24 protein-coding genes and 1 riboswitch are annotated in these 26,992 nt (G+C 68.2%); of the genes, 11 read left to right on the plus strand and 13 right to left on the minus strand.

The genetic code is table 11. The features are described from left to right. Positions 1-41 precede the first annotated feature (41 nt). From CFB35_RS05825 to thiC, 5 genes are all read right to left on the minus strand, one after another. Positions 42-1,322: an EAL domain-containing protein gene (locus CFB35_RS05825; RefSeq protein ID WP_059573929.1), complete on the minus strand. Its 1,281-nt coding sequence runs from the start codon at positions 1,320-1,322 to the stop codon at positions 42-44. Positions 1,323-1,822: 500 nt separating this feature from the next. Next, positions 1,823-2,749, minus strand: a complete 927-nt coding sequence (locus CFB35_RS05835) for a DMT family transporter (RefSeq protein WP_059573928.1) — start codon at positions 2,747-2,749, stop codon at positions 1,823-1,825. A gap of 139 nt (positions 2,750-2,888) precedes the next feature. Then, a complete protein-coding gene (locus CFB35_RS05840; protein ID WP_059573927.1) occupies positions 2,889-3,143 on the minus strand; it encodes a hypothetical protein in 255 nt (84 codons plus the stop codon). Positions 3,144-3,354: 211 nt separating this feature from the next. Next, entirely contained in the window at positions 3,355-3,567 is a 213-nt protein-coding gene (locus CFB35_RS05845; protein WP_059573926.1) for a glycine zipper 2TM domain-containing protein, read from the minus strand. 229 nt (positions 3,568-3,796) lie between these two features. Continuing rightward, positions 3,797-5,728: a phosphomethylpyrimidine synthase ThiC gene (gene thiC, locus CFB35_RS05850; protein WP_059573925.1), complete on the minus strand. Its 1,932-nt coding sequence runs from the start codon at positions 5,726-5,728 to the stop codon at positions 3,797-3,799. A 124-nt stretch (positions 5,729-5,852) separates the two neighbouring features. Beyond that, a riboswitch (TPP riboswitch) is annotated at positions 5,853-5,969 on the minus strand. Between the two features lie 267 nt (positions 5,970-6,236). Here thiC and CFB35_RS05855 point away from each other — a divergent pair. From CFB35_RS05855 to CFB35_RS05865, 3 genes are all read left to right on the plus strand, one after another. Next, positions 6,237-6,524 (plus strand): pentapeptide MXKDX repeat protein, encoded by a 288-nt coding sequence (locus CFB35_RS05855; RefSeq protein ID WP_059573924.1) that lies wholly within the window; start codon positions 6,237-6,239, stop codon positions 6,522-6,524. 76 nt (positions 6,525-6,600) lie between these two features. Beyond that, positions 6,601-7,233 (plus strand): cytochrome b/b6 domain-containing protein, encoded by a 633-nt coding sequence (locus CFB35_RS05860; RefSeq protein ID WP_060011466.1) that lies wholly within the window; start codon positions 6,601-6,603, stop codon positions 7,231-7,233. A 27-nt stretch (positions 7,234-7,260) separates the two neighbouring features. Next, the gene (locus CFB35_RS05865) at positions 7,261-8,049 is read left to right on the plus strand and encodes a molybdopterin-dependent oxidoreductase (RefSeq protein ID WP_060011467.1); all 789 of its coding nucleotides are present in this window, start codon (positions 7,261-7,263) and stop codon (positions 8,047-8,049) included. A gap of 215 nt (positions 8,050-8,264) precedes the next feature. Here the strand turns inward: CFB35_RS05865 and CFB35_RS35270 are convergent, their stop codons facing one another. Then, complete coding sequence (locus CFB35_RS35270; RefSeq protein WP_230971914.1) at positions 8,265-8,747, minus strand: hypothetical protein; 483 nt, start codon at positions 8,745-8,747, stop codon at positions 8,265-8,267. 37 nt (positions 8,748-8,784) lie between these two features. Here CFB35_RS35270 and CFB35_RS05870 point away from each other — a divergent pair, with 37 nt between their 5' ends. Further along, positions 8,785-10,173: an RICIN domain-containing protein gene (locus CFB35_RS05870; RefSeq protein WP_226093728.1), complete on the plus strand. Its 1,389-nt coding sequence runs from the start codon at positions 8,785-8,787 to the stop codon at positions 10,171-10,173. A gap of 301 nt (positions 10,174-10,474) precedes the next feature. Continuing rightward, positions 10,475-11,674 (plus strand): EamA family transporter, encoded by a 1,200-nt coding sequence (locus tag CFB35_RS05880; RefSeq protein ID WP_060011728.1) that lies wholly within the window; start codon positions 10,475-10,477, stop codon positions 11,672-11,674. Between the two features lie 42 nt (positions 11,675-11,716). Here the strand turns inward: CFB35_RS05880 and CFB35_RS05885 are convergent, their stop codons facing one another. From CFB35_RS05885 to CFB35_RS05915, 7 genes are all read right to left on the minus strand, one after another. Continuing rightward, positions 11,717-12,916, minus strand: coding sequence for an MFS transporter (locus tag CFB35_RS05885; protein ID WP_059573921.1), 1,200 nt, complete (start codon positions 12,914-12,916; stop codon positions 11,717-11,719). Between the two features lie 167 nt (positions 12,917-13,083). Continuing rightward, the gene (locus CFB35_RS05890; RefSeq protein ID WP_089464638.1) at positions 13,084-13,908 is read right to left on the minus strand and encodes a phosphodiesterase; all 825 of its coding nucleotides are present in this window, start codon (positions 13,906-13,908) and stop codon (positions 13,084-13,086) included. A gap of 84 nt (positions 13,909-13,992) precedes the next feature. After that, complete coding sequence (locus tag CFB35_RS05895) at positions 13,993-15,024, minus strand: ABC transporter ATP-binding protein (RefSeq protein WP_089464639.1); 1,032 nt, start codon at positions 15,022-15,024, stop codon at positions 13,993-13,995. A 24-nt stretch (positions 15,025-15,048) separates the two neighbouring features. Further along, entirely contained in the window at positions 15,049-15,945 is an 897-nt protein-coding gene (locus CFB35_RS05900; protein WP_089464640.1) for an ABC transporter permease, read from the minus strand. Between the two features lie 10 nt (positions 15,946-15,955). After that, positions 15,956-16,780 carry an ABC transporter permease gene (locus CFB35_RS05905; protein WP_089464641.1) on the minus strand — a complete coding sequence of 275 codons (825 nt, stop codon included), beginning with the start codon at positions 16,778-16,780 and terminating at the stop codon, positions 15,956-15,958. 17 nt (positions 16,781-16,797) lie between these two features. Next, complete coding sequence (locus CFB35_RS05910; protein WP_089464642.1) at positions 16,798-17,826, minus strand: ABC transporter substrate-binding protein; 1,029 nt, start codon at positions 17,824-17,826, stop codon at positions 16,798-16,800. A 58-nt stretch (positions 17,827-17,884) separates the two neighbouring features. Next, positions 17,885-18,910 carry a substrate-binding domain-containing protein gene (locus CFB35_RS05915; RefSeq protein ID WP_059573916.1) on the minus strand — a complete coding sequence of 342 codons (1,026 nt, stop codon included), beginning with the start codon at positions 18,908-18,910 and terminating at the stop codon, positions 17,885-17,887. Between the two features lie 883 nt (positions 18,911-19,793). Between CFB35_RS05915 and CFB35_RS05930 the strand changes: the two genes are divergently transcribed. From CFB35_RS05930 to CFB35_RS05955, 6 genes are all read left to right on the plus strand, one after another. Beyond that, the gene (locus CFB35_RS05930; RefSeq protein WP_059573915.1) at positions 19,794-20,420 is read left to right on the plus strand and encodes a flavin reductase family protein; all 627 of its coding nucleotides are present in this window, start codon (positions 19,794-19,796) and stop codon (positions 20,418-20,420) included. A 416-nt stretch (positions 20,421-20,836) separates the two neighbouring features. Beyond that, positions 20,837-22,069: a 3-methyl-2-oxobutanoate dehydrogenase (2-methylpropanoyl-transferring) subunit alpha gene (locus CFB35_RS05935; RefSeq protein ID WP_059573914.1), complete on the plus strand. Its 1,233-nt coding sequence runs from the start codon at positions 20,837-20,839 to the stop codon at positions 22,067-22,069. A gap of 2 nt (positions 22,070-22,071) precedes the next feature. Then, positions 22,072-23,112: an alpha-ketoacid dehydrogenase subunit beta gene (locus CFB35_RS05940; RefSeq protein WP_089464644.1), complete on the plus strand. Its 1,041-nt coding sequence runs from the start codon at positions 22,072-22,074 to the stop codon at positions 23,110-23,112. A gap of 1 nt (position 23,113) precedes the next feature. Continuing rightward, positions 23,114-24,436, plus strand: coding sequence for a dihydrolipoamide acetyltransferase family protein (locus CFB35_RS05945; protein WP_089464645.1), 1,323 nt, complete (start codon positions 23,114-23,116; stop codon positions 24,434-24,436). A 4-nt stretch (positions 24,437-24,440) separates the two neighbouring features. Further along, on the plus strand, positions 24,441-25,832 hold the full coding sequence (gene lpdA, locus CFB35_RS05950) for a dihydrolipoyl dehydrogenase (RefSeq protein WP_089464646.1): 1,392 nt from the start codon (positions 24,441-24,443) through the stop codon (positions 25,830-25,832). A gap of 328 nt (positions 25,833-26,160) precedes the next feature. Then, positions 26,161-26,790 carry an NAD(P)H-binding protein gene (locus tag CFB35_RS05955; RefSeq protein WP_060313443.1) on the plus strand — a complete coding sequence of 210 codons (630 nt, stop codon included), beginning with the start codon at positions 26,161-26,163 and terminating at the stop codon, positions 26,788-26,790. The last annotated feature ends 202 nt before the right edge of the window (positions 26,791-26,992 follow it).

A 26,992-nucleotide genomic window follows, 5' to 3' on the forward strand; every position in this document is an offset into this window, starting at 1 on the left:
CCGGTGCTCGTCGCGAGCGAAGGTCCGCCGCGCGCGGCCCGCTAGCGCATCACGGTTCCGGCGCTGTCGAGCACGAAATCGACGCAGAACACGACGAGCCGGCTCTGCGCGCGGATCGCGACGGCGGCCGTATAGCAGTCGCGGCCTTCCGTCAGCGAAAAGTGCGGGCCCATCAGCGCGACGCGCCCGGGGGCGGCGATCGCGCGCTGGAAATACGGGCGTCGCGACCAGTTGCTGTGGGTCTCCGGGAACAACGGGGCGAGGCGGGTCGCGCTCGCCTGACTATCGTCGAGCGGGGCGCCGATCGACGGCAGGAACTGTTCGCCCGTCTCGTCCGTGACGAACACGCGACGCGCGGCAGGCACCGCGAATACGCGCTGTGCGGCGTCCTGCAGGTTGCCGCTCGCCGAAAACGCGGCCGCGCCGCCGAGCACGAGGCGTTCGATCGCGTCGAAGCCCGGCTGCCCGGCGGCCACCGGCGTGTGCCGGCGGGCGATGAAGCGCCGCCACGCGGCGTCGAGCATCGCGGGCGCCGCCGCGCTCGCGTGCGCGATCGATGCATCGGGCTGACCGAACCGGAAACCCTGCACGAAATCGATGTCGGCTTCCATCAGCGCCTGCAACGCGTCGTCGCTTTCCACGCCTTCGGCCAGCACCATCGCGCCGGCCTGGTGCAGCATCGACACGAGGTGATGCATGATGCGGCGATCCTCGGCCGAGCTGGTCGAACGCTCGACGAGCGAGCGGTCGAGCTTCACGATGTCGGGTCGCGCCCGCCACACGCGGTCGAAGTTGGAGAAGCCGGTGCCGAAATCGTCGATCGCGATCAGGAAATCGCGATGCTGGATCATGTCGATCGTGCGGGCGAGCGCGGCTTCGTCGCGCGCCGGCTGCTCGACCACTTCCAGCACGATGCGGTTCGGCGGCAGCGCGAAATGCCGGCATAGCGCCTCGACGAACTCGCGCTGCACGAGGCCCGTATCGAGCACGCGCGGCGTCACGTTCAGGAACAGCCAGCCGTCGCCGATGCCCTGCGCGACGAAGTTGGCCGTGTGCAGGCAGCGCGCGAGCCGGTCGAGCAGCAGCGCGTCGGCGTCGCCGCGCGTCTTGTCGAGCAGGGCGGTGGGCGACGCCAGCGCGCCGTTCCCGTCGACGACGCGCAGCAGCGCCTCGTAGCCGACGACGCGCTTGTGCGTGATCGACAGCACGGGCTGGAACACGCTGCGCAAGGTCGTGGTGCGATAGGTGGCGAGCCAGCCGTGGGGTGTCGGCGTGAGGCGTTCGAGCAGGGCGTCGAGCGACAGGTCGCGGGTGGGCTTCATGTCAACGGTGCCCAGGCGGGGGCGGCGGGGTGTCGACACTCCGCCACGCCGATGCAGCCGCATGCGCAGGCGGACGCGAAAGAACGTGGGGCATCGAGACTGCCTTCTGCGGATAAGTGTCCCGAGTGTAACGGGATTGCCGCGGCGCGCGTATCAGGGTAACTCCAGACGCAAACGCTACATCGCGATTCCGGCACGCGGGCGGCGGCGCGGCCGCGGGCGCCGCATGCGTGCGTACGGTGCATGATCGTCGCGAAACGAAGCGCGCCGCGGCCGCGGGCGATCATCCCGCGACAGGGCGTGATCGTGCGTCGTTGCCGCCCGATACGGGAAATCCCGGCGGCCGGCCGCCGCTGTCAGACGAATGAGACGAATGCCGCGCGCCGCGGTGCGATCGGCGGCATGTCGGCCAACCCGCGGCGCGCCGTCATCGGCATTGCCGCGCGGCGGCCACTGGGCTGCGGCCTGCGACGGTCCGTGCGCGCCCGGCGTGCCGATCGTCAGGCCGCTTCGCCGCCGCGGGGCCGGACGCCGGGAATCCGCTTGATCACGCCGGTCGCGAGCGCGGTGCCGACGAGCACGATCGCGCAGCCTTCGATCATCACGGCCGACACGTGTTCGCCGAGGAACAGCGCGCCCCACAGCAGGCCGAACACGGGGATCACGAACGTCACGGTAATCGCGCGGGCGGGCCCGATGTGCGCGATCAGGTAGAAGAAGATGAAATAGGCGATGCCCGTGCACGCGACGCCGAGCGCGAGCACCGCGCCCCATGCGTGCACGCCGATCGGCGCGGCCGGCCACGTCGCGATCGCGAACGGCAGCAGCAGCACGGTCGAGCCGATCATGCTGCCCGCTGCGTTGACGAGCGGATCGACGCCGCCGAGGTTGCGTTTCGTATAGTTGGCCGCGACGCCGTACAGCAGCGTCGCGCCCAGTGCGGCCGCCGCGGCGAGCGCGGTCGCGCCGGCGCCCGTGTCGCCGTGCGCGGTCGCGATCTGGTTCCACACGAGCGTGAGTACGCCGGCGAACCCGATGACGAGGCCGAGCGCGCGCGGCAGCGACAGCTTGTCCTTCAGCCACAGATAAGCGAAGAGCGCGCCCCACAGCGGCGTCGTCGCGTTGATCACCGACGTCACGCCGGCCGACAGCGTCAATTCGGCGAACGCGAACAGGCAGAACGGGATGCCGGAATTCAGCGCGCCGACGACGAACAGCGGCCACGCATGACGGCGCAACCGGGCGCCGAGATCGGCCGGTTTGAAGCGCGTCAGCGCGAAGCCCGCGAGAAACAGCGCGCCGATGCCCACGCGCAGCGCCATCAGCGGCGCGACGCCGAAATCGACCACGCCGATCCGGATGAACAGGAAGGATGCGCCCCACAGGGCGGCGAGCACGGTCAGCAGGAAAGCGTTTTTGGGCGACATCGATCGGGGAGGGCGGGACGGGATGCGAGGATCTTACACCGCGTTACCACACCGTCGTTTCATGATCGGATGAAACGACAAGAAACGGGAACGTCGCCGGTCGTGCCCGGCGGCGGGCGGCCACGCGCGGTGCGGCCGATCAGCGATGACGCCAGCCGCCGCGTCCGCCGAAACCGAAATTGAGCGACAGTGCCGGGCCCCAATAGCCGCCCCACGCCGGCCCATACGCAGGCGCCGGATAGTAGTAGGCGGGGGCCGGATCGACATACACGGGCGCGGGCTGTACCGGCGCCGGCGCCGCCGTGTAATAGCCTCCGGGATAGTAGGCGTATGGGTAATAGCAGCCGGCAAGCGTCGCGCAGGCAAGCGCCGAGGCGACGAAGGTCCTGTTCATGATGTGTCTCCGGCGCAGCCGGCTATCGGCAGATACTCGAAGCTTAGGCCGAGGACCGGTGACACGGTATGAGAAACGGTAACCGATCATTTCCGGTCAGCGGCCACGCCCTGCGGCGCTACATGCAAAAACGGCGCGTCCGCGGTGCGGAAGCGCCGTTGAGCCGATCGGCCGTGGCCGGATGACGCCCGGCCGGCCGGAGTCGGGCTGCTTACTTGCCGATCTGGTTACCGATGATGCCGCCGGCCGCCGCGCCGCCCAGCGTCGACAGCGCGTTGCCGCCGATCGCCGCGCCGGCGACGCCGCCGACACCCGCACCGATTGCCGTATCGCGCTGGCGCCGCGACATCGAATCGCAGGCCGACAGGCTGGCCACTGTCGCGACGAGGAGCGCGCATACCCCAAAACGCCGAATCGAATTCATGATCGTTGTCCTTGTGGTAGTGAACGGAAGGCGCGCGACCGACCGGCGGCCACGCATGACCCCAATCTACGCGCCGTCCTGCGGCGCTGCTGTAAGGACTTGTTAAGGCTCGCGCGGTTTCGTAATCAATTGTTTCCCCTGCGCCGGCAGGCACGCGACATGCGCAAAAAAGCCCGCTCGAAAGCGGGCTTCGCGCGGCGCGATGCGAGCGGTGCGGCTCGCGGCGCGCTTACTGGCGGTGGTAGATCTCGGCGCCGGTCTTCACGAACTCGACCGCCTTGACCTCCATCCCCTTCTTCAGCGCTTCGGTCTCCGACACGCCTTGCTGCGCCGCGAACTCGCGCACGTCCTGCGTGATCTTCATCGAGCAGAAGTGCGGGCCGCACATCGAGCAGAAGTGCGCGACCTTCGCCGAATCCTTCGGCAGCGTCTCGTCGTGGAATTCGCGCGCCTTGTCCGGGTCGAGACCGATGTTGAACTGGTCTTCCCAGCGGAACTCGAAGCGCGCCTTCGACAGCGCGTTGTCGCGCACCTGCGCGCCCGGATGACCCTTGGCGAGGTCGGCCGCGTGCGCGGCGAGCTTGTACGTGATGATGCCTTCCTTCACGTCGTCCTTGTTCGGCAGGCCGAGGTGTTCCTTCGGCGTCACGTAGCACAGCATCGCGGTGCCGAACCAGCCGATCATCGCGGCGCCGATGCCCGACGTGATGTGGTCGTAGCCCGGCGCGATGTCGGTGGTCAGCGGCCCGAGCGTGTAGAACGGCGCTTCCTTGCACCAGTCGAGCTGGAGATCCATGTTCTCCTTGATCAACTGCATCGGCACGTGGCCGGGGCCTTCGATCATCACCTGCACGTCGTGCTTCCACGCGATCTGCGTGAGCTCGCCGAGCGTCTTCAGTTCGCCGAGCTGCGCTTCGTCGTTCGCGTCGTAGATCGAGCCGGGGCGCAGGCCGTCGCCGAGCGAGAAGCTCACGTCGTACGCCTTCATGATCTCGCAGATCTCTTCGAAGTGTTCGTACAGGAAGCTTTCCTTGTGATGCGCGAGGCACCACTTCGCCATGATCGAGCCGCCGCGCGACACGATGCCCGTCATCCGGTTCGCGGTGAGCGGCACGTACTGCAGGCGCACGCCCGCGTGGATCGTGAAGTAGTCGACGCCTTGCTCGGCCTGTTCGATCAGCGTGTCGCGGAAGATTTCCCAGGTCAGGTCCTCGGCCTTGCCGTTGACCTTTTCGAGCGCCTGGTAGATCGGCACCGTGCCGATCGGCACCGGGCTGTTGCGGATGATCCACTCGCGCGTTTCATGGATGTGCTTGCCGGTCGACAGATCCATCACCGTGTCGCCGCCCCAGCGGATCGCCCACGTCATCTTGTCGACTTCCTCGCCGATCGACGACGTGACGGCCGAGTTGCCGATGTTCGCGTTGATCTTCACGAGGAAGTTGCGGCCGATGATCATCGGCTCGGATTCCGGATGGTTGATGTTCGCGGGGATGATCGCGCGGCCGCGCGCGACTTCGTCGCGCACGAATTCCGGCGTGATCTCGGCCAGCGCGTTCGCGCCAAAGGCCGCGGCGCCGAACGCCTGGCCCGGATGCTGGCGGCCCATCATCGCGGCGAGCTTCGCGCCGTTCGGGCCGCTCGACTTCAGGCTCTCGATGTATTCGGCGCGGCGCTGGTTCTCGCGGATCGCGATGTATTCCATTTCCGGCGTGATGATGCCCTGACGCGCGTAGTGCATCTGCGTGACGTTCTTGCCGGGCTGCGCGCGGCGCGGGTTGCGGTGCAGGCCCGGGAAACGCAGGTCGGCGGTGGCCGGGTCGGCCGCGCGCTCGAGGCCGTACCGGCTCGACAGGCCGGGGAGCACTTCGGTGTCGCCGCGCGCTTCGATCCAGCGCTGACGCAGTGCGGGCAGGCCCGCGCGGATGTCGATCTTCGCGTCCGGATCGGTGTACGGGCCCGACGTGTCGTACACGTAGATCGGCGGATTCTTCTCGCCGCCGAAGCCGGTCGGCGTGTCGGCCTGAGTGATCTCGCGCATCGGCACGCGGATGTCGGGTTGCGAGCCGGTGACATACACCTTGCGCGAATTGGGCAGCGGGGCGACGGCGGCGGCGTCGACGTGGGCGTCGGCAGACAGAAACTTCGGATTGGCGTTCATGCAATCTCCTGTGCGGGCGCCGGACAGGCGCTTCGGCGCTTGCCCGGAGCCCTTGACGAATGTGGGGCTCGAGCTAAGCAGGAGACAAGGCTTGGTGAGGCGGCGGGTTTCGTCAGAGGGATGGCGGCGAAATCCGTACGCTTCCCTGCGCTGGCATTATCCAGATCAGGTTCAAAGGGTATTTCTCACCCGCAATGCCGGTTGTTTGACCGAACGCATTGCAGGACCCCCGCGTTAGCAGCGCACACGATACACCGGCTTGGCGGCGGTTTCAACCGGATGCGGCGCGGATGGCGCCGGGCGATGGCCGGATCGCGGCCGCTGGTGCGCGCACGCTGCGCCGCAGCAAGCGCTGCGGTCGAACCGCGATGCAGGGCCGGACAGAACGGCCGAGCGGGGCAGTAGTCCGTTCCCTTTTTTCAGGCGCAAAAAATTTTCGTCATCGCTGTCATTTCCGTCCGCGTGCTCCGTCTATTCGGCTCCTTAACCCATGTATCGGAGAGATGTCATGAAAAAAGTATTCGTCGCCACCTGTATCGCCGCACTTGCCACGATCGCAACGGGGGCCTACGCGCAGAACGATGCGATGTCGAAGGACGGCATGTCGATGTCGAAGGACGCGATGGGCCACGACGCGATGTCGAAGGACGGTGCGATGGCGAAGGACGGCATGAAGAAGGACGGCATGAAGAAGCAGGCGATGAAGAAGGACGCGATGAAGAAGGACGCGATGGGTCACGATTCGATGAAGAAGGACGACGCGATGAAGAAGGACGCCATGAGCCCGTCGAACTAACGAATGCGTGCGGGGCGCGACCGGCCGGTCACCGGCGCGCGTCGCGCCCCGTCACATCATCCCGGGAGTCTTCATCATGCAAACGGTCCCTGTCACTGATCGCGCGAATGCGCCGCCGCCCGCGCCGACGATCCATCCGCGGTGGGTGCGCGCGAGCCACTGGCTCAACGCGCTCGCGGCGATCCTGATGGCGTTGTCCGGCTGGCGCATCTATGACGCGTCGCCGATCTATCCGTCGTTCACGTTCGCGCACGGCATCACGCTCGGCGGCTGGCTCGGCGGTGCGCTGCAATGGCATTTCGCGGCGATGTGGCTGCTGGTCGGCAACGGCCTGTTCTACCTCGCGATGTCGATCGCGACGGGGCGCTTCGCACGCAAGCTGCTGCCCGTGACACCTGCGTCGGTGTGGCGCGACGTGCGCGCCGCGCTCGGCGGGCGGCTGTCGCACGACGACCTGAGCGTCTACAACGCGGTGCAACGTGCCGCGTATCTGACCGCGATCGTCGATCTCGTCGTCTTGGTGCTGTCGGGGCTCGCGATCTGGAAATCGGTACAGTTCCCGCTGTTGCGCGAGTTGTTCGGCGGTTACGACAATGCGCGCATCGTGCATTTCTGGGCGATGTCGCTGCTGGTCGCGTTCGTCGTCGTCCATGTCGCGATGGCGTTGCTCGTGCCGCGCTCGCTGCTCGCGATGCTGCGCGGCCGCTGACCCGCTTCGCGGGCGAAGGAAATTATCATGTCGGAATCCGAAAAAAACCGCGGCGAGCCGCGCTGGGCGCTCGACCGGAAATCGCTCGAGCTCGACGTGCGCCGCGAACTCGAGATGCCGTCGCGACGGCTCTTCAACCGGCGCGTGCTGACGCTCGGCGGCCTCACGATGCTGACCGGCTGCACGCTGCAGGACGACGCGTCGGTCAACACGTTCCTCGAGAAAGTGTCGCGCATGAACGACCGCGTGCAGGCGTGGCTGTTCAACCCGAACCAGCTCGCGCCGACCTACACCGAGGCCGACATCACGCGCCCGTTCCCGTTCAACGCGTACTACGGGATCGACGAAGTGCGGCACGTCGACGAGTCGACGTATCGGCTCGTGCTGTCGGGCCGCGTGACGGGCAAGCGCGTATGGACGCTCGACGAGCTTCGCGCACTGCCGCACGCGGAACAGATCACGCGCCATATCTGCGTGGAAGGGTGGAGCGCGATCGGCCGCTGGGGCGGCACGCCGTTCGGCGCATTCCTCGCGCGCGCCGGCGCGGACACACACGCGAAATACGTGGGCTTCAAGTGCGCGGACGACTACTACGAAAGCATCGACATGCCGACCGCGCTGCATCCACAGACGCTGCTCGCGTTCGAATACGACGGCCGCCAGCTGCCGCCGGAGTACGGTTTCCCGATGAAGCTGCGGATGCCGACCAAGCTCGGCTACAAGAACCCGAAGCACATCATGGAAATCTTCGTGACCGATACGTTCCCGGGCGGCTACTGGGTAGATCAGGGCTACAACTGGTTCGGCGGATCGTGACGTGGGCCGCATCGCGCGATGGACTGGCGACTTATCTCGAAAAAGATCGGTAAAGGTCGAATTTCATGGCGTTAATGAGGGCCGCAATTTAGTACTTGTACGATTGTTTGCCGAATACGTCGAATTTTATAATTTTCTCGTCGCGCCGGTCTCCTCGCGGGAGATCGGCGTCAATTGACGTATGTATCTGGCAGCAGCGGAATTTAACCTATTCGCTATTCGAATCGCGAATGACAGGTCGAGTAACGCTGGTCGCGCACGGTGTGATGCGTGTGCGGCTGCGCCTTCCTTTTTCCTATTCGCGGTGAGTCGATTAGCATGAATCTTGTATTTTTTCGGCGTGGTTTGCCGTTGGGAGCATTTTGTCTGCTGGCGGGTTTGACGTTGTCGGCCTGCGGCGGTGACGATTCGTCCGAGGTCGTGCAGATCGAGGACGCGAGCCCGCGTCCGGAGCCGGGCGACGTCGAACTGGCCGATCCGGCGCCCACGCTGCCCGAGGAGGTGCCCGGCGAGCCGCCGCCGGTTGTGCCGCCGCCGGTTGTGCCGCCGCCGGTTGTGCCGCCGCCGGTTGTGCCGCCGCCGATCGTGCCTCCGCCGGTCGAGCCTCCGCCGGTCGAGCCTCCGCCGGTCGAGCCTCCGCCGGTCGAACCACCCCCGGTCGAACCGCCGCCAGCACCCATCGACACGAGCTTCGCCATCCGCAACCTCGCGCAAGGCGGTGAGCGTTGCCTCACGATGTCGACTGTCGATGGCGTGTCCGTCGGGTTCGCGGCCTGTTCGGGATCGGACGCGCAGCGCTGGCGGATGGAGCGGGCCAACAACGAGAACTTCAGGGTGAAGAACGTGCTGGCCGCATCGCAGAGCCGCGACGTCTGCCTGCGTGCGGCGCCTGCCGCGCCGGGCGCGGTGAGCATGTCGTCGTGCGGCGGCGCTGATTACCCGACGACGCGGCTGTGGCGTGCGGCGATGCTCGATCCGAACGGCGCGTTCACGATGCTGAACAAGCACTGGGCCGATACGAACAAAGGCACCGCGCTGCAGGCGACGGAGGACGCGCTCGCGATGCTGCCCGAGGCTGGCCAGCCCGCCGCACGCTGGACCTACGAAGGTGAAGTGCCGACCCTGATGCGCAGGGTCGGCGGCACCGATCGCGTGTTGCTGATAACGGGCCGCTTTACGGGCCAGACGGCGAATCCCGCCGAGCCGATCCGCAAGGCGGTATTCGGTGACGGCGACGATTTTTCGTCGCTCGCGCACTACCTCAAGCTGGCATCGCGCGGCAAGTTTGGGATCGAAGGCACGATGCTGACCGACGTGGATCTCGGCGATTTCCCCAAGGGGTGCGATTCGGTCGCCATTCGCGCGCAGGCGAAGGCCGCGGCGAAGGCGCGCGGCGTCGATGCCGGCAAGTTCAACTTGTTGTTCGTCGATTTCCCGTCGAACCGCGAATGCAGATTTTCAGGTCTGGCCGGGAGCCCGGGCGCGTGGATCCTGTCGAACGGCTCCGGGCATGGGTACTGGATGTGGACGCACGAGTTCGGGCACGGGCTCGGCGTACACCACCCCGATTCGCTGCAACACTGCCCGGTCAAGGATGGCGCCGTCGTGATCGGCAACGGCTGCGTGACGGGCGGCATCGACGATCCGACCGATACCGTGGGCGGTGGCGGCCGGCGGATGTATCCGATCGATTACCAGTTGTTTACCGGCTGGCTTTCCGAGGAGGACGTGCCCGCCATCGTCAAGCCCGGCACGTATCGCCTCGCGCCGTTGTGGAGCACGCTGCCGGGCAAGCAGGGCTACCGGCTGCCGCGTGGGGACGGCTCGGCGCTGGTGCTCGAATTCCGCCGTCCGCAGCTCGACGCAGGCAAGCGCGGCACGTTCGAGGACTGGCCGGACACGTCACCGTTCGTCAACGGCGTGACGGTGCGGATCATGCGCCACCCGAACACCGTGAGCATCAAGAACACCCTCGTCGATGCGACGCCCGGCAGCGCGGACGGCATGAAGGACGCGCCGCTGATGCCGGGCAAGTCGATCGTCGATACGGTGTCCGGACGCCGGATCACCGTGCTGTCGGCCGACGAGAGCGGCGCGGTCGTGCAGGTCGAACTGGCGCGGTAGACGGGAAGGGCTCGCGGCACGCCAGGTGTCGCGCCGAAACGTCACTCCCGATCCTTTCGGATAGGTCTGACGATGCTTTCGAATCCTTGATGCCATAATGCCGAGCGTGCGCAACCGAAAACGGTTGCGCGCGTTTTTTTTGTCCCTCTGCCGCCGCTTGCCGGTTCTTTTTCGTCGCCGTTCGCACTGCCATGTCGTTCCGCACGTTTGCTCTGCCTTCCCGGTTCCGCCTGGACCGTTTGCCGGCATTGCCGGCGTCTTTCCGCGGAGCACGCGACGCGACGTGCGGGCGGGCAGCGCAATGACACCGCTCGACCGCCTTCTCGATTTCCTCGCCCGATTTTCGTTCCGGATCCGCCTGCCCCAAAGCCGCGGCGGTCGCGTGGCGCTGGCGCTCGTCTTCATCTATTTTGTCTGGGGCTCGACTTACAGCGGGCTGCATTTCGCGCTGCAGTCGTTTCCGCCGCTGCTGCTGTCGGGGCTGCGCAACCTGCTCGGCGGGATCGGCCTGTTCATCTTCGCGCTGCGGCGCAAGCCCGAATGGCCGACGCTGCTGGAAATCCGCAACTCGGCGATCGTCGGCACGATGCTCGTCGCGCTGTCGTCCGGCACGATCGCGCTCGGCATGCGCACGGTCAGCAGCGGGTCGGCCGCGGTGATGGTGGCCACGGTGCCGCTGTTCGCGACCGTGATCGCGGCGGTCGCCGGGCGGCCGGTGGCGAAGGGCGAATGGGCGGCCGTCGCGCTCGGGATGGTCGGCATCGTCGTGCTGAATTCGGGCGGCGCGGCCGCCGCGAACTCGGCGCTCGGCACGATCTGCGTGCTGGCCGGCGCACTGTTCTGGGCGGGCGGCGCGCATCTCGCGACGCGGCTCAAGCTGCCGTCCGACCTGTTCCTGTCGACGTCGCTGCAGATCGGCCTCGGCGGGCTGATGTCGACGATCGTCGCGTGGCTGTTGGGCGAACGCGTCGAACAACTGGCCGTCGGGTCGGTGTTCGCGTTCGTGTACCTGATGGTGTTCTGCACGATGGCCGCGTACGTCGCGTACGGCTATCTGATCCGCCATACGAGCCCGATCATCGCGAGCAGCTGCATGTACGTGAATCCCATCGTCGCGGTCGCGCTCGGTGCGCTGCTGCTCGGCGAACCAGTGACGATGGCGACCGTCGTCGCGACCGTCGCGATTCTCGGCAGCGTCGGATTGTCGTTCGTGTTCGATCCGGCGCGTCGGCCCGCGGCTGCGACGGCCACCGCCTCGGCCGCCACTTCACCGGCCGCACCGGCCGCGGCGGTGGAGCAGGCGCTCACAAGCGATGCTTCGCCGCCGTCCGCGCCGATGGCGACACCCGATCCGGCGCCGATTCTCGCGCCTTCGGCCGTCCCGTTGGCGGTACCGACGCCTGCCGCGGTCATGGATCCCGGCGCGGTGATCGACCCGGCCCCGGCGTTCGCGCCGCCGCCCGCCGCCGCCGAGCCGGCCGCTGCGCGCACCGACGCGTGACGCCGCCGCAGCCGCAGCAGCCGCAGCCGCAGCCGATCCCGCTCAGCCGCGCCGGCCGCCGCGGTGGTGGGACCAGCCGGCGAGCGCGGCAAACAGCAGGCCGGCCGCGCACATGCCGGTCCAGCCGAACGCGCGCCATGCGGCGACGCCGGCCGACGAGCCGAGCGCGCCGCCGATGAAGTAGCACACCATGTACACCGTGTTCACGCGGCTGCGCGCGTCGGGCTTCAGCGCATAGATGCGCGACTGGTTCGAGATCTGCGCGGCCTGCACGCCCACGTCGAGCACGATCACGCCGATCACGAGCCCGACGAGGCTCGACCCCGACAGCGCGAAGATCACGAACGACAGCGCGAGCAGCGCGATCGCGAGCGAGATGATCGCGCGCGGGCCGCGCGTGTCCGCGAAGCGGCCCGCATAGGGCGCGGCGAGCGCGCCCGCGGCGCCGACGATCCCGAACAATCCGGCTGCCTGCGGGCCGAGATGGAACGGCGCGCCGGCGAGCAGCAGCGTGAGCACGGGCCAGAATGCGCTGAACGCCGCGAACAGCGCGGCGCCCGTCAGCGATGCCTCGCGCAGCCCGCGCAATTCGACGGCCAGATGCCACATCGAGCCGAGCAGCTTGCCGTACGACAGCGTCGACGTCGGCGAGCTGCGCGGCAGCCGCAGCACGATCACGACGGCGAGCGCGACGAGCGCCGCGACCGAGGCGGCGAACACCGCACGCCAGCCGAAATACTCTGCGACGAAGCCGGCGGCGGTACGCGCGAGCAGGATGCCGAGCAGCAGGCCGCTCATCACGGTGCCGACCGCGTGGCCGCGTTCGGCCGGCGGCGCGATTTCGGCGGCGAACGGCACGGCCTGCTGCGCGATGGTCGCGAGGATGCCGATCGCGAGGCTCGCGACCGCGAGCACGGCCAGCGACGGCGCGGCGGCCGCCACGATCAGCGCGATCGACAGCCCGGCGATCTGCAGCAGGATCAGCCCGCGGCGATCGAAACGGTCGCCGAGCGGCGCGAGCAGGAACATGCCGGCCGCATAGCCGAGCTGCGTCGCGGTCGGCACCGCGCCGATCCATGACGCGCCGTCCGGAAAGGTCGCGCGGAAGCTGTCGAGCAGCGGCTGGTTGTAGTAGATGTTGGCGACCGACACGCCCGCGATCGTCGCGAGCAGCAACAGCAGGCTGCGCGAGTAGTGGGGCGAGGCGGCGTCGGTCGGACGGTCGGTGGAGGCGGTGGACATGGCGGCGGCAACGGAGTGGGGCGGCGCGGCAGGCGGCGCACGCGTCGGATGCGCCGGCAGGCCGGGCGCCGGTCGAGGCTGCCGATCATACCGGAGCGACGCGAATCCTGCCGGCGGCAAGCCGGCGCGACGGGCCGGCCGTCGCCCGTCACCGCGCTTCACATCGGTCAGTCGACCAGCTCGCCCGTCGGCTCGTAGAACGGATACGGCCCCGCGCCTTCGTCGATATACACGTGATGCGACGTCATCCCCGTATCGGGCGCATGACGGTGGACCGCGAACGCCGGCGGTTCGAGCCGGAACGCGGACGGCGCGTCGGCCCGCAGGTCGAACGCGACCTGGTGCGCGGGCGACGGCACCGCGCACGCGAGCGTGCCGCCGAAGCGCGTGAACATCGTGCGGTGCACGTGGCCGCACAGCACGCGCTCGACGTTCGGATGCGCGCGCAGCAGCGCATCGAGTTTCGCGGCGGCGGTGGGCGCTAGACGCAGCTTGTCCATGTGGCCGATGCCCGACACGAACGGCGGGTGATGCAGCGCGACGATCACCGGCTGCGCGCGCGCGGCGTCGAGCTGCGCGGCGAGCCACGCGAGCCGCGCGTCGCACAGGTCGCCGTGGCTCGCGCCCGGCACCTGCGAATCGAGCGCGAGCACGCGCACCGCGCCGACGTCGAGCGCGTACTGCACGAATTCGCCGTCCTGCAACTCGGCGCGATCGGCGAACGCGCGGCGCAGACCGGCACGGTCGTCGTGATTGCCGATCATCAGGTAGTACGGCATCTCGAGTGCCGCGAGCAGCTCGCGCAGGTTGCCGTACTCTTCATCGTGGCCGAAGTCGGTCAGGTCGCCGGTGACGAGCACGGCGTCGGGGCGCGGCACGAGTGCGTTCAGCTTCGCGATGCAGCGCGCGAGCGCGGCCGCGGTGTCGACGCGCCGGTACGCGAGCTGGCCCGGCCGCTTGATGTGGAGATCGCTGATTTGAGCAAGCAGCATCGTCGTTCCTCGGAATCGTCTGGTTGTTGTCGCGGCGGCGTGCGCCGTCGTGGGGGGCTGCATGCATGATGCCCGATCGGCGGCTTACGCGCCGAGCGCGATCAGGCCTTCCGGCGCGATCGTGAGACCGACCGCCGTGCCGCGCGCGAGCGCGATGCGGCCCGGTACGTCGATCACGAGCGCGTCGGGCGCCGCATCCTCGATCGTGAGCCGCGTGCGCTCGCCGAGGAACGCGCATGCGCCGACCGCCCCGCGCAGCGGCGCGTGCGCGGGATCGGCGAGTTGCGCGTCCTCGGGGCGGAAGAACCATTCGTCGGCCGCATGCGGCGTGACGATCGCGCCGCCCGTCGTTGCGAGCGCCCCGTCGCGCCATTGGCCCGCCAGCCGGTTCAGCGTGCCGATGAAGTGCGCGACCGTGCGGTTCGCGGGGTGGTAGTAGATCTCGCGCGGCGTGCCGATCTGCTCGATGCGGCCCGCGCCCATCACGACGATCCGGTCGCCGAGCTCCATCGCCTCGGCCTGATCGTGCGTCACGTAGACGGTCGTCACGCCGAGCGCGCGCAGCAGCGCGTTCATGTCGCGGCGCAGCACGTCGCGCAGCTTCGCGTCGAGCGCGGTCAGCGGTTCGTCGAGCAGCAGCACGCGCGGCCGCACCGCGAGCGCGCGCGCCAGCGCGACGCGCTGACGCTGGCCGCCCGACAGTTGATCGATCGGTTTGTCCGCATGCGCGTCGAGCCGCATCATCGCGAGCAGTTCGTCGACGCGTTCGCGCAACGCGCGCGGCTCGGTCTTGCGGATCTTCAGCCCGTAGCCGACGTTGCCGCGCACCGTCAGGTTCGGAAACAGCGCGTAGTTCTGGAACACCATGCCGACCTGCCGGCGCTCGATCGGCAGCGCGGTCACGTCGTCGTCGCCGAACGCGATCGTGCCGCCGGCGTCCGGCGTGTCGAGGCCCGCGATCAGGCGCAGCGTGGTCGTCTTGCCGCAGCCGGACGGCCCGAGCAGCACGAGCGTTTCCCCGGCGCCGATCGACAGGTCGAGCGGCTCGAGCACGCGTGTGCCGCGGAACGTCTTCGCGCAGCCGGTCAGGGTGATGGGCGTGGAATCGAGTTTCATGGAATCGGTAAAGTCAGCACAGGGTCAGCGCGGGCGCTTCTTCAGCGCACGCGTCCCGGACGGATCGACGCCGAGCCACTGCATCGCGACGAGCAGCGGCAGCGTCATCAGCAGGAACAGGATCGTGTACGCGCTGCCGACTTCGAGCCGCAGCGACGCATAGGTATCGGCGAGCCCGACCGGCAGCGTCTTGGTGTCGGGCGTATGCAGCATCCACGTGAGGTTGAACTCACCGATCGACAGCGTGAGCACCGCGAGCGCGCCGGCGACGATGCCCGGCCGCAGGTTCGGCAGCACGATCGTGACGAAGCGCGTGACGAACGACGCGCCGAGGCTCGCCGCGCCTTCCTCGAGCGTGCGCAGGTCGGCGCCGGCCGCAACCGCCGCGACCGCGCGCACCATGAACGGCAGCGTGAACACGACGTGGCCGACGACGATGAAGCACAGGCTCATCCGGAATGCGGTGAAGCCGCCGTACACGACCAGCAGCGCGAGCGCCGAGGCCAGGCCCGGCAGCGCGACCGGCAGCACGAGCGCTTCCTCGATCGCACGCGCGACGCGGCTCTTGCTGCGCGCGAGCGCATAGCCGGCCGGCACGCCGATCGCGAGCACGATCGCGAGCGTCGCGAACGCGACGTAGAGCGACAGCGCGACCGAGCCGTGATACTGCTGCCACACCTGTTCGAGCCAGCGCAGCGTGAGGCCGCTCGACAGCCCGCGGAAATAGTTGACGGTCAGCCCCGCGAGCACTGACATCACGACGGGCACGATCAGGAACGCGCACAGCAGCAGCGTGACGCTCCATTGCAGCGCGGCGATCGCGCGCGCGCCCGTGACGCGCGGTGCCCGTCGTGCGACGCCGTTCGCATGCGACGGAGCGGGCGCCGACGACAGCGTGGAAGAGCCGGAAAGCGATTGCATGAAGGATTCCTCAGGCCGCGGCGGCGGCGGTGTGGCCGGTGAAGCGGCGCGCGAGCGCGAGCACGGCCCAGGTGACGATGCCGAGCACGATCGAGAGGCCCGCCGCCGTCGCGATGTTCGCGTTCAGCGTGAACTCGGTGTAGATCGTCATCGGCAGCACGTTCAGGTCGGTGGCGAGCGTAAACGCGGTGCCGAACGCGCCCATCGCGGTCGCGAAGCAGATCGCGCCGGCCGCGATCAGGCCCGGCGCGAGCGCGGGCAGCACGATGTCGGCGAAGATGCGCCACGGCGACGCGCCGAGCGAACGCGCGGCTTCCTCGAGCGACGCGTCGAGCTTCGACGCGGCCGCGATCACGGTGACGATCACGCGCGGAATCGAGAAGTACAGGTAGCCGATGAACAGGCCGGCAACCGAATACGCGAACACCCACTTGTCGCCCGTGAGCTTCGCCGACAGCATGCCGATCAGCCCCTGGCGCCCGGCGAGCATGATCACCATGAAGCCGACGACGACGCCCGGGAACGCGAGCGGAAACGTGAGCAGCGCGAGCAGCACGCGCTTGCCGGCGAATTCGCGGCGCGCGAGCAGCAGACCCGAGATCGTCGACAGCGCGAGCGTCGCGAGCGTGACGCCCGCGGACAGCGCGACCGTCTCGCCGAGGCTCTTCATGTAGCGCGCATTGCCGAGCAACGCCGCGTAGTGCGAGAAGAAGGCGCCGTCGGCTGACACCTGCACGAGCGACGCCATCGGCAGCAGCCAGAACGCGGCGAATACCGCGAGCGCCGGCGCGACGAGCGCGATGCGCCAGCGCAGCGGAAAAGTGAGGTCGAGCATCGGTTGCGTCCCGCGGCTTACTGCATCACTTGCAGGTACTGCTGGCCGAACGCCTGCTGGCCGGCCGCCATCTTGCCGAAGTCGACCGGCTTGGCGCGCGCGTATTCGCTCGCCGGCAGGAACTTCGCGGCGACGTCGGCGCCGAGCGCCTGCGCGCGCACCGGGCGCAGGTACGCATTGGCCCACAGCTTCTGGCCTTCGTCGGACAGCACGAAATCGAGCACCTTCCTGCCGTTCGCGTCGTGCGGCGCGCCTTTCACGAGGCTCATCACGTACGGCACCGCGATCGTGCCTTCCTTCGGGATCACGAACTCGACGTTCGCGTTGTCCTTGTATTTCGCGCGATACGCGTCGAAGTCGTAGTCGAGCAGGATCGGAATCTCGCCGGACAGCACGCGCGCATACGCGGTCTGCTTCGGCACGATCGGCGCGTTCGCCTTCAGCTTGCGAAACCAGTCGAGCGCCGGCTTGAAGTTGTCGAGGCTGCCGCCGAGCGCCTGGTTGACGGCGACGGCGCCCGCGTAGCCGACGAACGCGCTCGACGGATCGAGGTAGCCGACCATGCCCTTGTATTCGGGCTTCAGCAGATCGGCCCACGAGCGCGGCACCGGCTTGCCGTCGAGCGCGCCCTTGTTCACGAAGAAGCCGAGCGTGCCCGAGTGGATCGCGAACCAGTAGCCTTGCGGATCCTTCAGGTTCGCGGGAATGTCGTTCCAGTGCGCGGGCTTGTACGGTGCGATCACGCCCTTTTCCTTTGCCTGGAACGCCGACGACACGCCGAGGTAGACGACGTCGGCGACCGGGCTCTTCTGCTCGGCGATCAATTGCGCGATCGACTGGCCCGAGTTCTTGTTGTCGAACGGCACGCGAATGCCGGTTTTCTGCTTGATCGCCGCGATCTGCGCGGCCCAGTCGGCCCATTCGGGCGGGCAGTTGTAGCAGATCGCCGTTTCGTCGGCATGAGCCGCGGGGGCGCCGGCAACGAGCGCGGCGAGGGCGAGCGGCGCGGCAAGCGCGCGCAGCAGCGAGGTCAGGCGAAAGGACACGGTGGGTCTCCGGGCGAGTGGGAGGGTGGTCGGTTTGCGTGGCGCGTGCGTGTTGCGATCAGGCCTTGCGCAGTTGCAGGTCGGTGGCGGGCGGCGCAATCGTCGCACCGTCGCGCACCGCATGCGGCAGGATCGTCGACGTGCGGTCGATCGCCGCGCCGCCGATGCATTCGACGAGACGCTGCCACGCGTGGCAGCCGATGTCGTGGTTCGGCGTCGCGACGCTCGCGAGCGGCGGCGCGAGCAACTCGCCGATCGCGATGCCGTCGAAGCCGAGCACCGACAGATCGTCGGGAATTGAGAAACCCGCGCGGCGCAGGCCGCGCATCACGACCATCGCGAGCAGGTCGTTGCTGCAGAAGAGGGCGGTCGGGCGCGTGGCGTGCGCGGTGAGATGCGCGAGCACCGCATCGGGCAGTTCGGGTGCGTTGAAGTCGACCTCGACGGGCGGCAGCGGGGCCACGCCGCTTTCCTCGAGCGCCTGCGCATAGCCGAGATGACGCTGGCGCGCGCGATCCGACGCGGCGAGCGAACCGGCCAGCATCAGCACGCGGCGGTGGCCGCGCGCGGTCAGCAATTGCACGCCGTCATGGGCGGCGCGGCGGTTGTCGACCGACACCGACGGACGGCGCCGCGTGTCGTTGTGCATCAGCACGTAGTGCGGGCCGTCGCGGTCGAGCATGTCGAGCAGCGGGTGCGTGTCCGCATCGGCGACGGTGAGGATCAGCCCTTCGACGCGCTGCTCGCGCAGCGTCTCGATTGCATGACGCTCGCGCGCCGCATCGTATTCGGTGGTCATCAGGATCAACTTGAAACCGGCCGCGGTCGCGAGCGCGTCGATGCCTTGCAGGCAGTCGGCGAACACCGGGTTCGACAGCGTCGGCACGACGACGCCGACGAGCCGCGTGCGTTCGCCGCGCAGTTGCCGGCCGAGCGGACTCGGGCGGAACTGCAGCGTGTCGATGGCGGTGCGGATCGTCTGCAGCGTGGCGGGGCTGACGGTATGCGGCGCGTTGATCGCACGCGAAACGGTGGCGATCGAGAAGCCCGCGAGGGCAGCGACGTCTTTGATGGTCGAGGTCATGAAGTCATGCGATGTAAACGTTTTCGGCCGGGGAATTATCGAAAACGTTTGTGACTTCGCGATGACGCATGCGACGCTTGTTTCGCGAACGGCACGACACAAACGTCAGACGGTTGACGGCGTCGGACGACGCGCGACCGATTGTATCGACGGAGGCGGCGGCGCGGGATGAAATCGTCGGGCGTGGTGTCGGTATCGAATGCGCAGGCCGAGGCGGTGCGACGATGGCCGGTGTCGCGATGCGGCGCGGCGGAATAAGGGAACGCATGCGCCAAGCAATGGTAGAATCGCGTCCGCCCTCTTGCCGGGGTGATGAAATTGGTAAACATAGCGGACTTAAACGATTGAGTGCCCGGCCGGAAACGGTCGGTGCAGAACCCTTCAAATTCGGCGAAACCCCTGATGCGCGCATCGAGGCAACGCCGAGCCAAGCCTCGCGGCACCCGCGAGGAAGGTGTAGAGACTAGACGGGGGGCGCCTAAGGCGCACGGGCAGCGGTCATGCCCGCGCGCGACGGTGAAGGCATAGTCCAGCGCACGAACGGTTCTCGCACGCGAGGCCGGCTTTGAAAGAAGCAGTGTGACGAAAATCCGCCGCCTTAACTGGCTTGCCGGTTCGAGTCCGGTCCCCGGCACCATCGATTGCGTTGACGCGATTCGATAACGGTGTAAAAAACCCGCGAGAAATCAGCGCTCGCGGGTTTTTTATTGCGCGCACGCATGTGCGGCGGCACGCCGGCGTGGCTCGCGATGAGCTTCGCTGCGCCGAAAACCGCGCCATGTGATACTGGCACGCTCGTCGCGGCGTACGCCAGCGTCACCTTGGCGAACGCGTCCCCCGACCGCTTTTTCCCCATCGTTTGCCTCTCGCCAGACCACCCGTCATGACCGACTCGACCCATCACTATTACGAACCGTCGCAAGGCCACGGCCTGCCGCACGATCCGTTGAACGCGATCGTGGGCCCGCGCCCGATCGGCTGGATTTCATCGCGCGGCAGCGACGGCACGCTGAACCTCGCGCCGTACAGCTTCTTCAACGCGTTCAACTACCGCCCGCCGATCATCGGCTTTTCGAGCACCGCCGCGAAGGACAGCGTGCGCAACGTGCAGGAGACTGGCGAGTTCGTGTGGAATCTCGCGACGCGCGATCTCGCGGAGCGGATGAACCAGACCTGCGCCGCCGTGCCGTACGACGTGAACGAATTCGAACTCGGCGGCCTGACCGCGGTGCCGTCGCGTCTCGTGAATGTGCCGCGCGTCGCGGAAAGCGGCGTGAACTTCGAATGCAAGGTGACCGACGTGATCCGGCTGCGCGATCATCACGGTGTCGAGACGCCAGCCACGCTGGTGCTGGGCGAGGTCATCGCGGTCCATATCCGCCACGACCTGCTGAAGGACGGCATCTTCGACACGTTCGGCGCGGGCATCATCCTTCGTGCGGGCGGCCCGTCGGCCTACGTGCACGTGAAACCCGACAGCCGCTTCGACCTGTTCCGCCCCGACGCGTGATCGATCGCGCGCCGCAGTAAGCCGGCAACCGGGCGCACAAGCGCCCGAACCAGACGCAAGACCCCGCGGAGATCCCAGGATTTCTCCCGGGGTCTTTTGCTTCGTACCCTCGCATGATCGGGACGGCGCCGATTCGTCCGTTCCTCGATGCCCGCTCGTCGTCTCAGCCGCAGCAACGATGCGCTGCAGCAAATCCGTCCTTCGCCGCCTCTGCCCGCCGCACTCACGAGCGCCGGCCGGCGCCATGGCAAATCTGCTCACCACGAACGAGCGGCTTGGGCATCGACGCCCGCCGCTGCCAGGCATAAATTTCCAAGGTTGACGCGCTTATCCGTGCGTCAGCTCACGCGCGGGCCGGCAACCGGCTCGCGCGTTCCCAACCAGCGTGAGACACAATCGAGCGTGGAGACGACACGATGAGCCTGTCAGAGCCATTGCGTCTGCATGTGCCGGAGCCCACCGGGCGCCCGGGCTGCAAGACGGACTTTTCCTATCTGCATCTATCGCCGGCCGGCGCGGTCCGCCGCCCGCCGATCGACGTAGCCGCGGCGGACACCGCCAATCTCGCCCGCAGCCTCGTGCGCGTGCTCGACGACAGCGGCAAGGCCGTCGGCCCGTGGGCGCCCGATCTCGACGATGCGCGGCTGATCGCCGGGCTGCGCGCGATGCTCAAGACCCGCATTTTCGACGCGCGCATGATGATCGCGCAGCGCCAGAAGAAAATCTCCTTCTACATGCTGAGCCTCGGCGAAGAGGCGATCGGCACCGCGCACGCGATGGCGCTGCGCGACGGCGACATGTGCTTTCCGACCTATCGGCAGCAGAGCATCCTGATCGCGCGCGACGTGCCGCTCGAGCGGATGATCTGCCAGCTGATGTCCAACGAAGGCGATCCGCTGAAGGGCCGCCAGCTTCCGGTGATGTACTCGGATCGCGAAGCCGGCTTCTTCTCCATTTCCGGCAACCTCGCGACGCAGTTCATCCAGGCGGTCGGCTGGGCGATGGCGTCGGCGATCAAGGGCGACACGAAGATCGCGTCCGCGTGGATCGGCGACGGCGCGACGGCCGAGGCCGATTTCCACACCGCGCTCACGTTCGCGCACGTGTACCGCGCGCCGGTCGTGCTGAACGTCGTCAACAACCAGTGGGCGATCTCGACGTTCCAGGCGATCGCGGGCGGCGAGGGCACGACCTTCGCCGGGCGCGGCGTCGGCTGCGGGATCGCGTCGCTGCGCGTCGACGGCAACGACTTCCTCGCGATCTACGCGGCGTCGAGCTGGGCGGCCGAGCGCGCGCGCCGCAATCTCGGCCCGACGCTGATCGAGTGGGTGACCTACCGCGCGGGCGCGCATTCGACGTCGGACGATCCGACCAAGTACCGGCCGAGCGACGACTGGTCGCATTTCCCGCTTGGCGACCCGATCGAGCGCTTCAAGCGTCACCTGATCGTGAAGGGCATCTGGTCGGACAGCGCGCATGACGCGTTGACGGCCGAGCTCGAGGCCGAGGTGATCGCCGCGCAGAAGGAAGCGGAGAAATACGGGACGCTGGCCGACGACCGGATTCCGTCGCCGGCCTCGATGTTCGACGACGTGTACAAGGAGCTGCCCGCGCACCTGCGCCGTCAGCGCCAGGAACTGGGAGCGTGATCATGGCGCGACACGAAACGGATACGGCGACGCAGCCGATGACGATGATCCAGGCGCTGCGCTCCGCGATGGACGTGATGCTCGGGCGCGACAGCGATGTGGTCGTGTTCGGGCAGGACGTCGGCTATTTCGGCGGCGTGTTCCGCTGTACCGAAGGACTGCAGAACAAATACGGCAAGTCGCGCGTGTTCGATGCGCCGATCTCGGAAGGCGGGATCGTCGGCGCGGCGGTCGGGATGGGCGCGTACGGATTGCGGCCCGTCTGCGAGATCCAGTTCGCCGACTATTTCTATCCGGCCTCCGACCAGATCGTGTCGGAAGGCGCGCGGCTGCGCTACCGCTCGGCCGGCCAGTTCACCGCGCCGATGACGATCCGGATGCCGTGCGGCGGCGGGATCTACGGCGGACAGACGCACAGCCAGAGCCCGGAGGCGATGTTTACGCAGGTGTGCGGGCTGCGCACGGTGATGCCGTCGAATCCGTACGACGCGAAAGGGCTATTGATCGCATCGATCGAGAACGACGATCCGGTGATCTTCCTCGAACCGAAACGGCTCTACAACGGCCCGTTCGACGGCCATCACGAACGGCCGGTCACGTCGTGGCTCAAGCATCCGGCGAGCGCGGTGCCCGAAGGCTACTACACGGTGCCGCTCGATACGGCCGCCATCGTGCGGCCCGGCAACGGCGTGACGGTGCTGACGTACGGCACGACCGTGCACGTGTCGCTGGCCGCGGCCGAGGAGACGGGCATCGACGCGGAAGTGATCGACCTGCGCACGCTGTGGCCGCTCGATCTCGATACCGTCGTCGCGTCGGTGCGCAAGACCGGGCGCTGCGTCGTGGTGCACGAGGCGACGCGCACCTGCGGCTATGGCGCGGAGCTCGTATCGCTGGTCCAGGAACACTGCTTCTATCACCTCGAAGCGCCGGTCGAGCGCACGACGGGCTGGGACACGCCGTATCCGCATGCGCAGGAATGGGCGTACTTTCCGGGGCCGACGCGGGTCGGTGAAGCGTTGCGACGCGTGATGGAGGCGTGAGATGGGGATTCATGTCATCAAGATGCCGGATATCGGCGAAGGGATCGCCGAGGTCGAGCTGGTGGCCTGGCATGTGGAAGTCGGGCAGACGATCAAGGAGGACCAGCCGCTCGCCGACGTGATGACCGACAAGGCGGCGGTCGAGATTCCGTCACCGGTGGCGGGCAAGGTGATCGGGCTGGGCGGCCGGATCGGCGAGATGATGGCGGTCGGCAGCGAGCTGATTCGGCTGGAAGTCGAAGGCGACGGCAACCTGAAGGCGGCGGCGCCGGTGCGAGAAACGAAGGTAGCAACCGCACCGGTCGCGTCGGCGGCGTCGAAGCCGGTGGCCGACGCGCCGTCCGGATCGCCCGAGCCGCCGGAGTCGCCCGCGCATGCGGCGCCTCGCGCACCGGCGAAACCGCGCCGCGACGAACCGGCCGCGCAGCCGCGCGCGGCGCTCGCACCGGGCGAACGGCCGCTCGCGTCGCCGGCCGTGCGCCAGCGCGCGTGGGACATGGGCATCGAGCTGCGCTACGTGCGCGGCACCGGCGAAGCCGGGCGGATCCTGCATGCGGATCTCGATGCGTATGCGCGTACCGGCGGCGGCGCGGGCGGCGCGCAACCGCGCGGCTACGACGAACGCCATGACCAAACCGACGTGCCGTTGATCGGCCTGCGGCGCGCGATCGCGCGCAAGATGCAGGAAGCGAAACGCCGCATCCCGCATTTCAGCTACGTCGAGGAAATCGACGTCACCGAGCTCGAATCGTTGCGCACGGAACTGAATCGCCGCCACGGCGACACGCGCGGCAAGCTCACGCCATTGCCGCTGCTGATTCGCGCGATGGTGATCGCGCTGCGCGATTTCCCGCAGATCAACGCGCGTTTCGACGACGAGGCGGGCGTCGTCACGCGCTACGGCGCGGTGCACATGGGCGTCGCGACGCAGACCGACGGCGGCCTCACGGTACCCGTGCTGCGCCATGCGGAAGCGCGCGACGTGTGGTCGATCTCGGCGGAAATCGCGCGGCTCGCCGACGCGGTGCGCGCGAACCGTGCGCAGCGCGACGAACTGAGCGGTTCGACGATCACGATCTCGAGCCTCGGCGCGCTCGGCGGCATCGTGTCGACGCCGGTGATCAATCATCCTGAAGTGGGCATCGTCGGCGTGAACCGGATCGTCGAGCGGCCGATGATCCGCGACGGCGCGATCGTCGCGCGCAAGATGATGAACCTGTCGTCGTCGTTCGATCATCGCGTCGTCGACGGCGCGGATGCGGCCGAATTCATCCAGGCCGTGCGCGCGGTGCTCGAACGCCCGGCACTGCTGTTCGTGGAGTGAGCCGATGAAGAACGAACACACCACACTGCTCGTCATCGGCGGCGGCCCGGGCGGCTACGTGGCCGCGATCCGCGCCGGCCAGCTCGGCATCCCGACCGTGCTCGTCGAACGCGACCGGCTCGGCGGCACCTGCCTGAACATCGGCTGCATTCCGTCGAAGGCGCTGATCCACGTGGCCGACGCGTTCGAACAGGCGTGCGGCCACGCGGGCGAAGAGGCGCTCGGCATCCGTGTGCGCACGCCGGAGATCGACATCGCGAAAAGCGTCGCCTGGAAGGACGGCATAGTCGAGCGGCTGACGCGCGGCGTCGGCGCGCTGCTCAAGAAGAACGGCGTGCGCGTGCTGCACGGCGAAGCGCGCGTGATCGACGGCAAGACCGTGGAAGTGGTCGCCGGCAGCCATACGGTGCGGATCGGCTGCGAACATCTGTTGCTCGCGACCGGGTCCGAGCCGGTCGAGCTGCTGTCGATGCCGTTCGGCGGACACGTCGTGTCGTCCACCGAAGCGCTGTCGCCCGCGACGCTGCCGAAGCGGCTGGTCGTCGTCGGGGCCGGCTATATCGGGCTCGAACTCGGGATCGTCTATCGCAAGCTCGGCGTCGACGTCAGCGTCGTCGAAGCGGCCGAGCGCGTGCTGCCCGCGTACGATGCCGAACTCGTGCGGCCGGTTGCCGATTCGCTCGCGCGGCTCGGCGTGCGGCTGTGGCTCGGCCACAAGGTGCTTGGGCTGGCCAAGGACGGCGCGGTGCGCGTGCAGGCGGCCGATGGCGCCGAGCAGACGTTGCCGGCCGACCGCGTGCTGGTTGCCGTGGGCCGCCGGCCGCGCGTCGACGGGTTCGGACTCGAGACGCTGATGCTCGATCGCAACGGCCGCGCGCTGCGGATCGACGACGCATGCCGGACCTCGATGCGCAACGTGTGGGCGATCGGCGATGTCGCGGGCGAGCCAATGCTCGCGCATCGCGCGATGGCGCAAGGCGAGATGGTGGCCGAGCTGATCGCCGGCCGGCGCCGCCGGTTCACGCCCGCGTCGATTCCAGCCGTGTGCTTCACCGATCCCGAGATCGTGACGGCCGGCTGGTCGCCGGACGACGCGCACGCGGCCGGCGTCGATTGTCTGAGCGCGTCGTTCCCGTTCGCCGCGAACGGACGCGCGATGACGTTGCAGGCGACCGACGGATTCGTGCGCGTCGTCGCGCGGCGCGACAATCATCTGATCGTCGGCTGGCAGGCGGTCGGGCGCGGTGTATCGGAGCTGGCCGCGGCGTTTTCGCAGTCGCTGGAGATGGGCGCGCGGCTGGAAGACATCGGCGGCACGATCCACGCGCATCCGACGCTCGGCGAAGCGCTCCAGGAAGCGGCGTTGCGTGCGCTCGGGCATGCGCTGCATGTCTGACGTCATCGCCTGACGGGGCGCCGCCGGTGCGTCACGCACGTATCGGCGGCGCTCGCGGCGTCTGATGGACTTCATGTTGTTCATCGGTATCGGCACGCGCCGGTCCCGAAGCCGATCCGATCCGGTTGCCCGTACTCGCACGCCGGGTCGGGAACGCGCGCAACGGCAGCGCCGGCCGCGCCGCATTCGACCGCACCCGACAGCGCCGTAATTTTTCGAGACGAGGGGAGGGTTGCCGCCGCCGCGTCGGCCGACGATCATGTCGATAGCCGGAAACCGGGCCGCCTGGGTCCGCCAACGCAGGCTCCCTCCACACGGAATAGCGGACATGAAACTGCTGCTCGTCGGTGCGACCGGACTCGTCGGGCGCCACGTCCTCGAAGCCGCGCTGGCCGATGCGCGAGTCGATCAGGTGATCGTCCTCGCGCGCCGGCCGTTGTCGCCGCATCCGAAGATGCGCGCGCTGGAAGTCGATTTCGACCATCTGCCCGACGCGGCCGACTGGTGGCGCGCGGATGCCGTGATCTGCACGCTCGGTACCACGATGCGGGCGGCCGGTTCGCAGGCGGCCTTCCGGCGCGTCGATCACGACTATCCGCTCGCGGTCGCGCGGCTCGCGCACCGGCACGGCACGCCAACCTACGTGCTGAATTCCGCACTCGGCGCGGATGCTGCTTCGCGGATCTTCTACAACCGCGTGAAGGGCGAGGTCGAACAGGCGCTCGCCGGCGTCGGGTTCGATTCGCTCACGTACGTGCGACCGGGCCTGATCGGCGGCAGCCGCGACGAGTTTCGATTCGGCGAACGGCTGCTGGTGTTCGCGCTGAGCGCCGCCGCACCGGTGCTGCCGGTGAAGTGGCGCGTGAATCCCGCGTCGCGGATTGCGCGCGCCTTGCTCGACGCGGCGATCGACGCACGGCCGGGCGTGCGGGTCGTCGCATCCGACCGGCTCGTCTGACGCGGCCGGGGCGGTGCGCTCGGCAGGCCATTCGTCCGCGCTTGCCGTGCAGTGACGGCTGCGCCCGATCGACCGCCCCCGGCCAGCCGAACTTTCATTTTCCCGACATCCGGCTCGCGCCGAAACTGCGCGGGCGCGCCGCAATTGCCGGGACGATTTCGAAAATCCGTCGATACCGGGTAATCACCGATATCTCGTAAGT

The organism is Burkholderia sp. AU16482 (genome assembly GCF_002223285.1).
In the GTDB taxonomy this organism is placed as follows: Bacteria; Pseudomonadota; Gammaproteobacteria; order Burkholderiales; family Burkholderiaceae; genus Burkholderia; species Burkholderia semiarida.

Coding starts and splice junctions, on each gene's coding strand:
- CFB35_RS05865 (WP_060011467.1), top strand. CDS start 7,261: ATGTCGGAATCCGAAAAAAACCGCGGCGAGCCGCGCTGGGCGCTCGAC.
- CFB35_RS05900 (WP_089464640.1), bottom strand. CDS start 15,945: ATGCAATCGCTTTCCGGCTCTTCCACGCTGTCGTCGGCGCCCGCTCCG.
- CFB35_RS05860 (WP_060011466.1), top strand. CDS start 6,601: ATGCAAACGGTCCCTGTCACTGATCGCGCGAATGCGCCGCCGCCCGCG.
- CFB35_RS05885 (WP_059573921.1), bottom strand. CDS start 12,916: ATGTCCACCGCCTCCACCGACCGTCCGACCGACGCCGCCTCGCCCCAC.
- CFB35_RS05825 (WP_059573929.1), bottom strand. CDS start 1,322: ATGAAGCCCACCCGCGACCTGTCGCTCGACGCCCTGCTCGAACGCCTC.
- CFB35_RS05880 (WP_060011728.1), top strand. CDS start 10,475: ATGACACCGCTCGACCGCCTTCTCGATTTCCTCGCCCGATTTTCGTTC.
- thiC (WP_059573925.1), bottom strand. CDS start 5,728: ATGAACGCCAATCCGAAGTTTCTGTCTGCCGACGCCCACGTCGACGCC.
- CFB35_RS05845 (WP_059573926.1), bottom strand. CDS start 3,567: ATGAATTCGATTCGGCGTTTTGGGGTATGCGCGCTCCTCGTCGCGACA.
- lpdA (WP_089464646.1), top strand. CDS start 24,441: ATGAAGAACGAACACACCACACTGCTCGTCATCGGCGGCGGCCCGGGC.
- CFB35_RS05915 (WP_059573916.1), bottom strand. CDS start 18,910: ATGACCTCGACCATCAAAGACGTCGCTGCCCTCGCGGGCTTCTCGATC.
- CFB35_RS05955 (WP_060313443.1), top strand. CDS start 26,161: ATGAAACTGCTGCTCGTCGGTGCGACCGGACTCGTCGGGCGCCACGTC.
- CFB35_RS05870 (WP_226093728.1), top strand. CDS start 8,785: ATGTCGACTGTCGATGGCGTGTCCGTCGGGTTCGCGGCCTGTTCGGGA.
- CFB35_RS05835 (WP_059573928.1), bottom strand. CDS start 2,749: ATGTCGCCCAAAAACGCTTTCCTGCTGACCGTGCTCGCCGCCCTGTGG.
- CFB35_RS05895 (WP_089464639.1), bottom strand. CDS start 15,024: ATGAAACTCGATTCCACGCCCATCACCCTGACCGGCTGCGCGAAGACG.
- CFB35_RS35270 (WP_230971914.1), bottom strand. CDS start 8,747: ATGGCGAAGCTCGTGTCGATGGGTGCTGGCGGCGGTTCGACCGGGGGT.
- CFB35_RS05890 (WP_089464638.1), bottom strand. CDS start 13,908: ATGCTGCTTGCTCAAATCAGCGATCTCCACATCAAGCGGCCGGGCCAG.
- CFB35_RS05855 (WP_059573924.1), top strand. CDS start 6,237: ATGAAAAAAGTATTCGTCGCCACCTGTATCGCCGCACTTGCCACGATC.
- CFB35_RS05935 (WP_059573914.1), top strand. CDS start 20,837: ATGAGCCTGTCAGAGCCATTGCGTCTGCATGTGCCGGAGCCCACCGGG.
- CFB35_RS05930 (WP_059573915.1), top strand. CDS start 19,794: ATGACCGACTCGACCCATCACTATTACGAACCGTCGCAAGGCCACGGC.
- CFB35_RS05945 (WP_089464645.1), top strand. CDS start 23,114: ATGGGGATTCATGTCATCAAGATGCCGGATATCGGCGAAGGGATCGCC.
- CFB35_RS05840 (WP_059573927.1), bottom strand. CDS start 3,143: ATGAACAGGACCTTCGTCGCCTCGGCGCTTGCCTGCGCGACGCTTGCC.
- CFB35_RS05940 (WP_089464644.1), top strand. CDS start 22,072: ATGGCGCGACACGAAACGGATACGGCGACGCAGCCGATGACGATGATC.
- CFB35_RS05905 (WP_089464641.1), bottom strand. CDS start 16,780: ATGCTCGACCTCACTTTTCCGCTGCGCTGGCGCATCGCGCTCGTCGCG.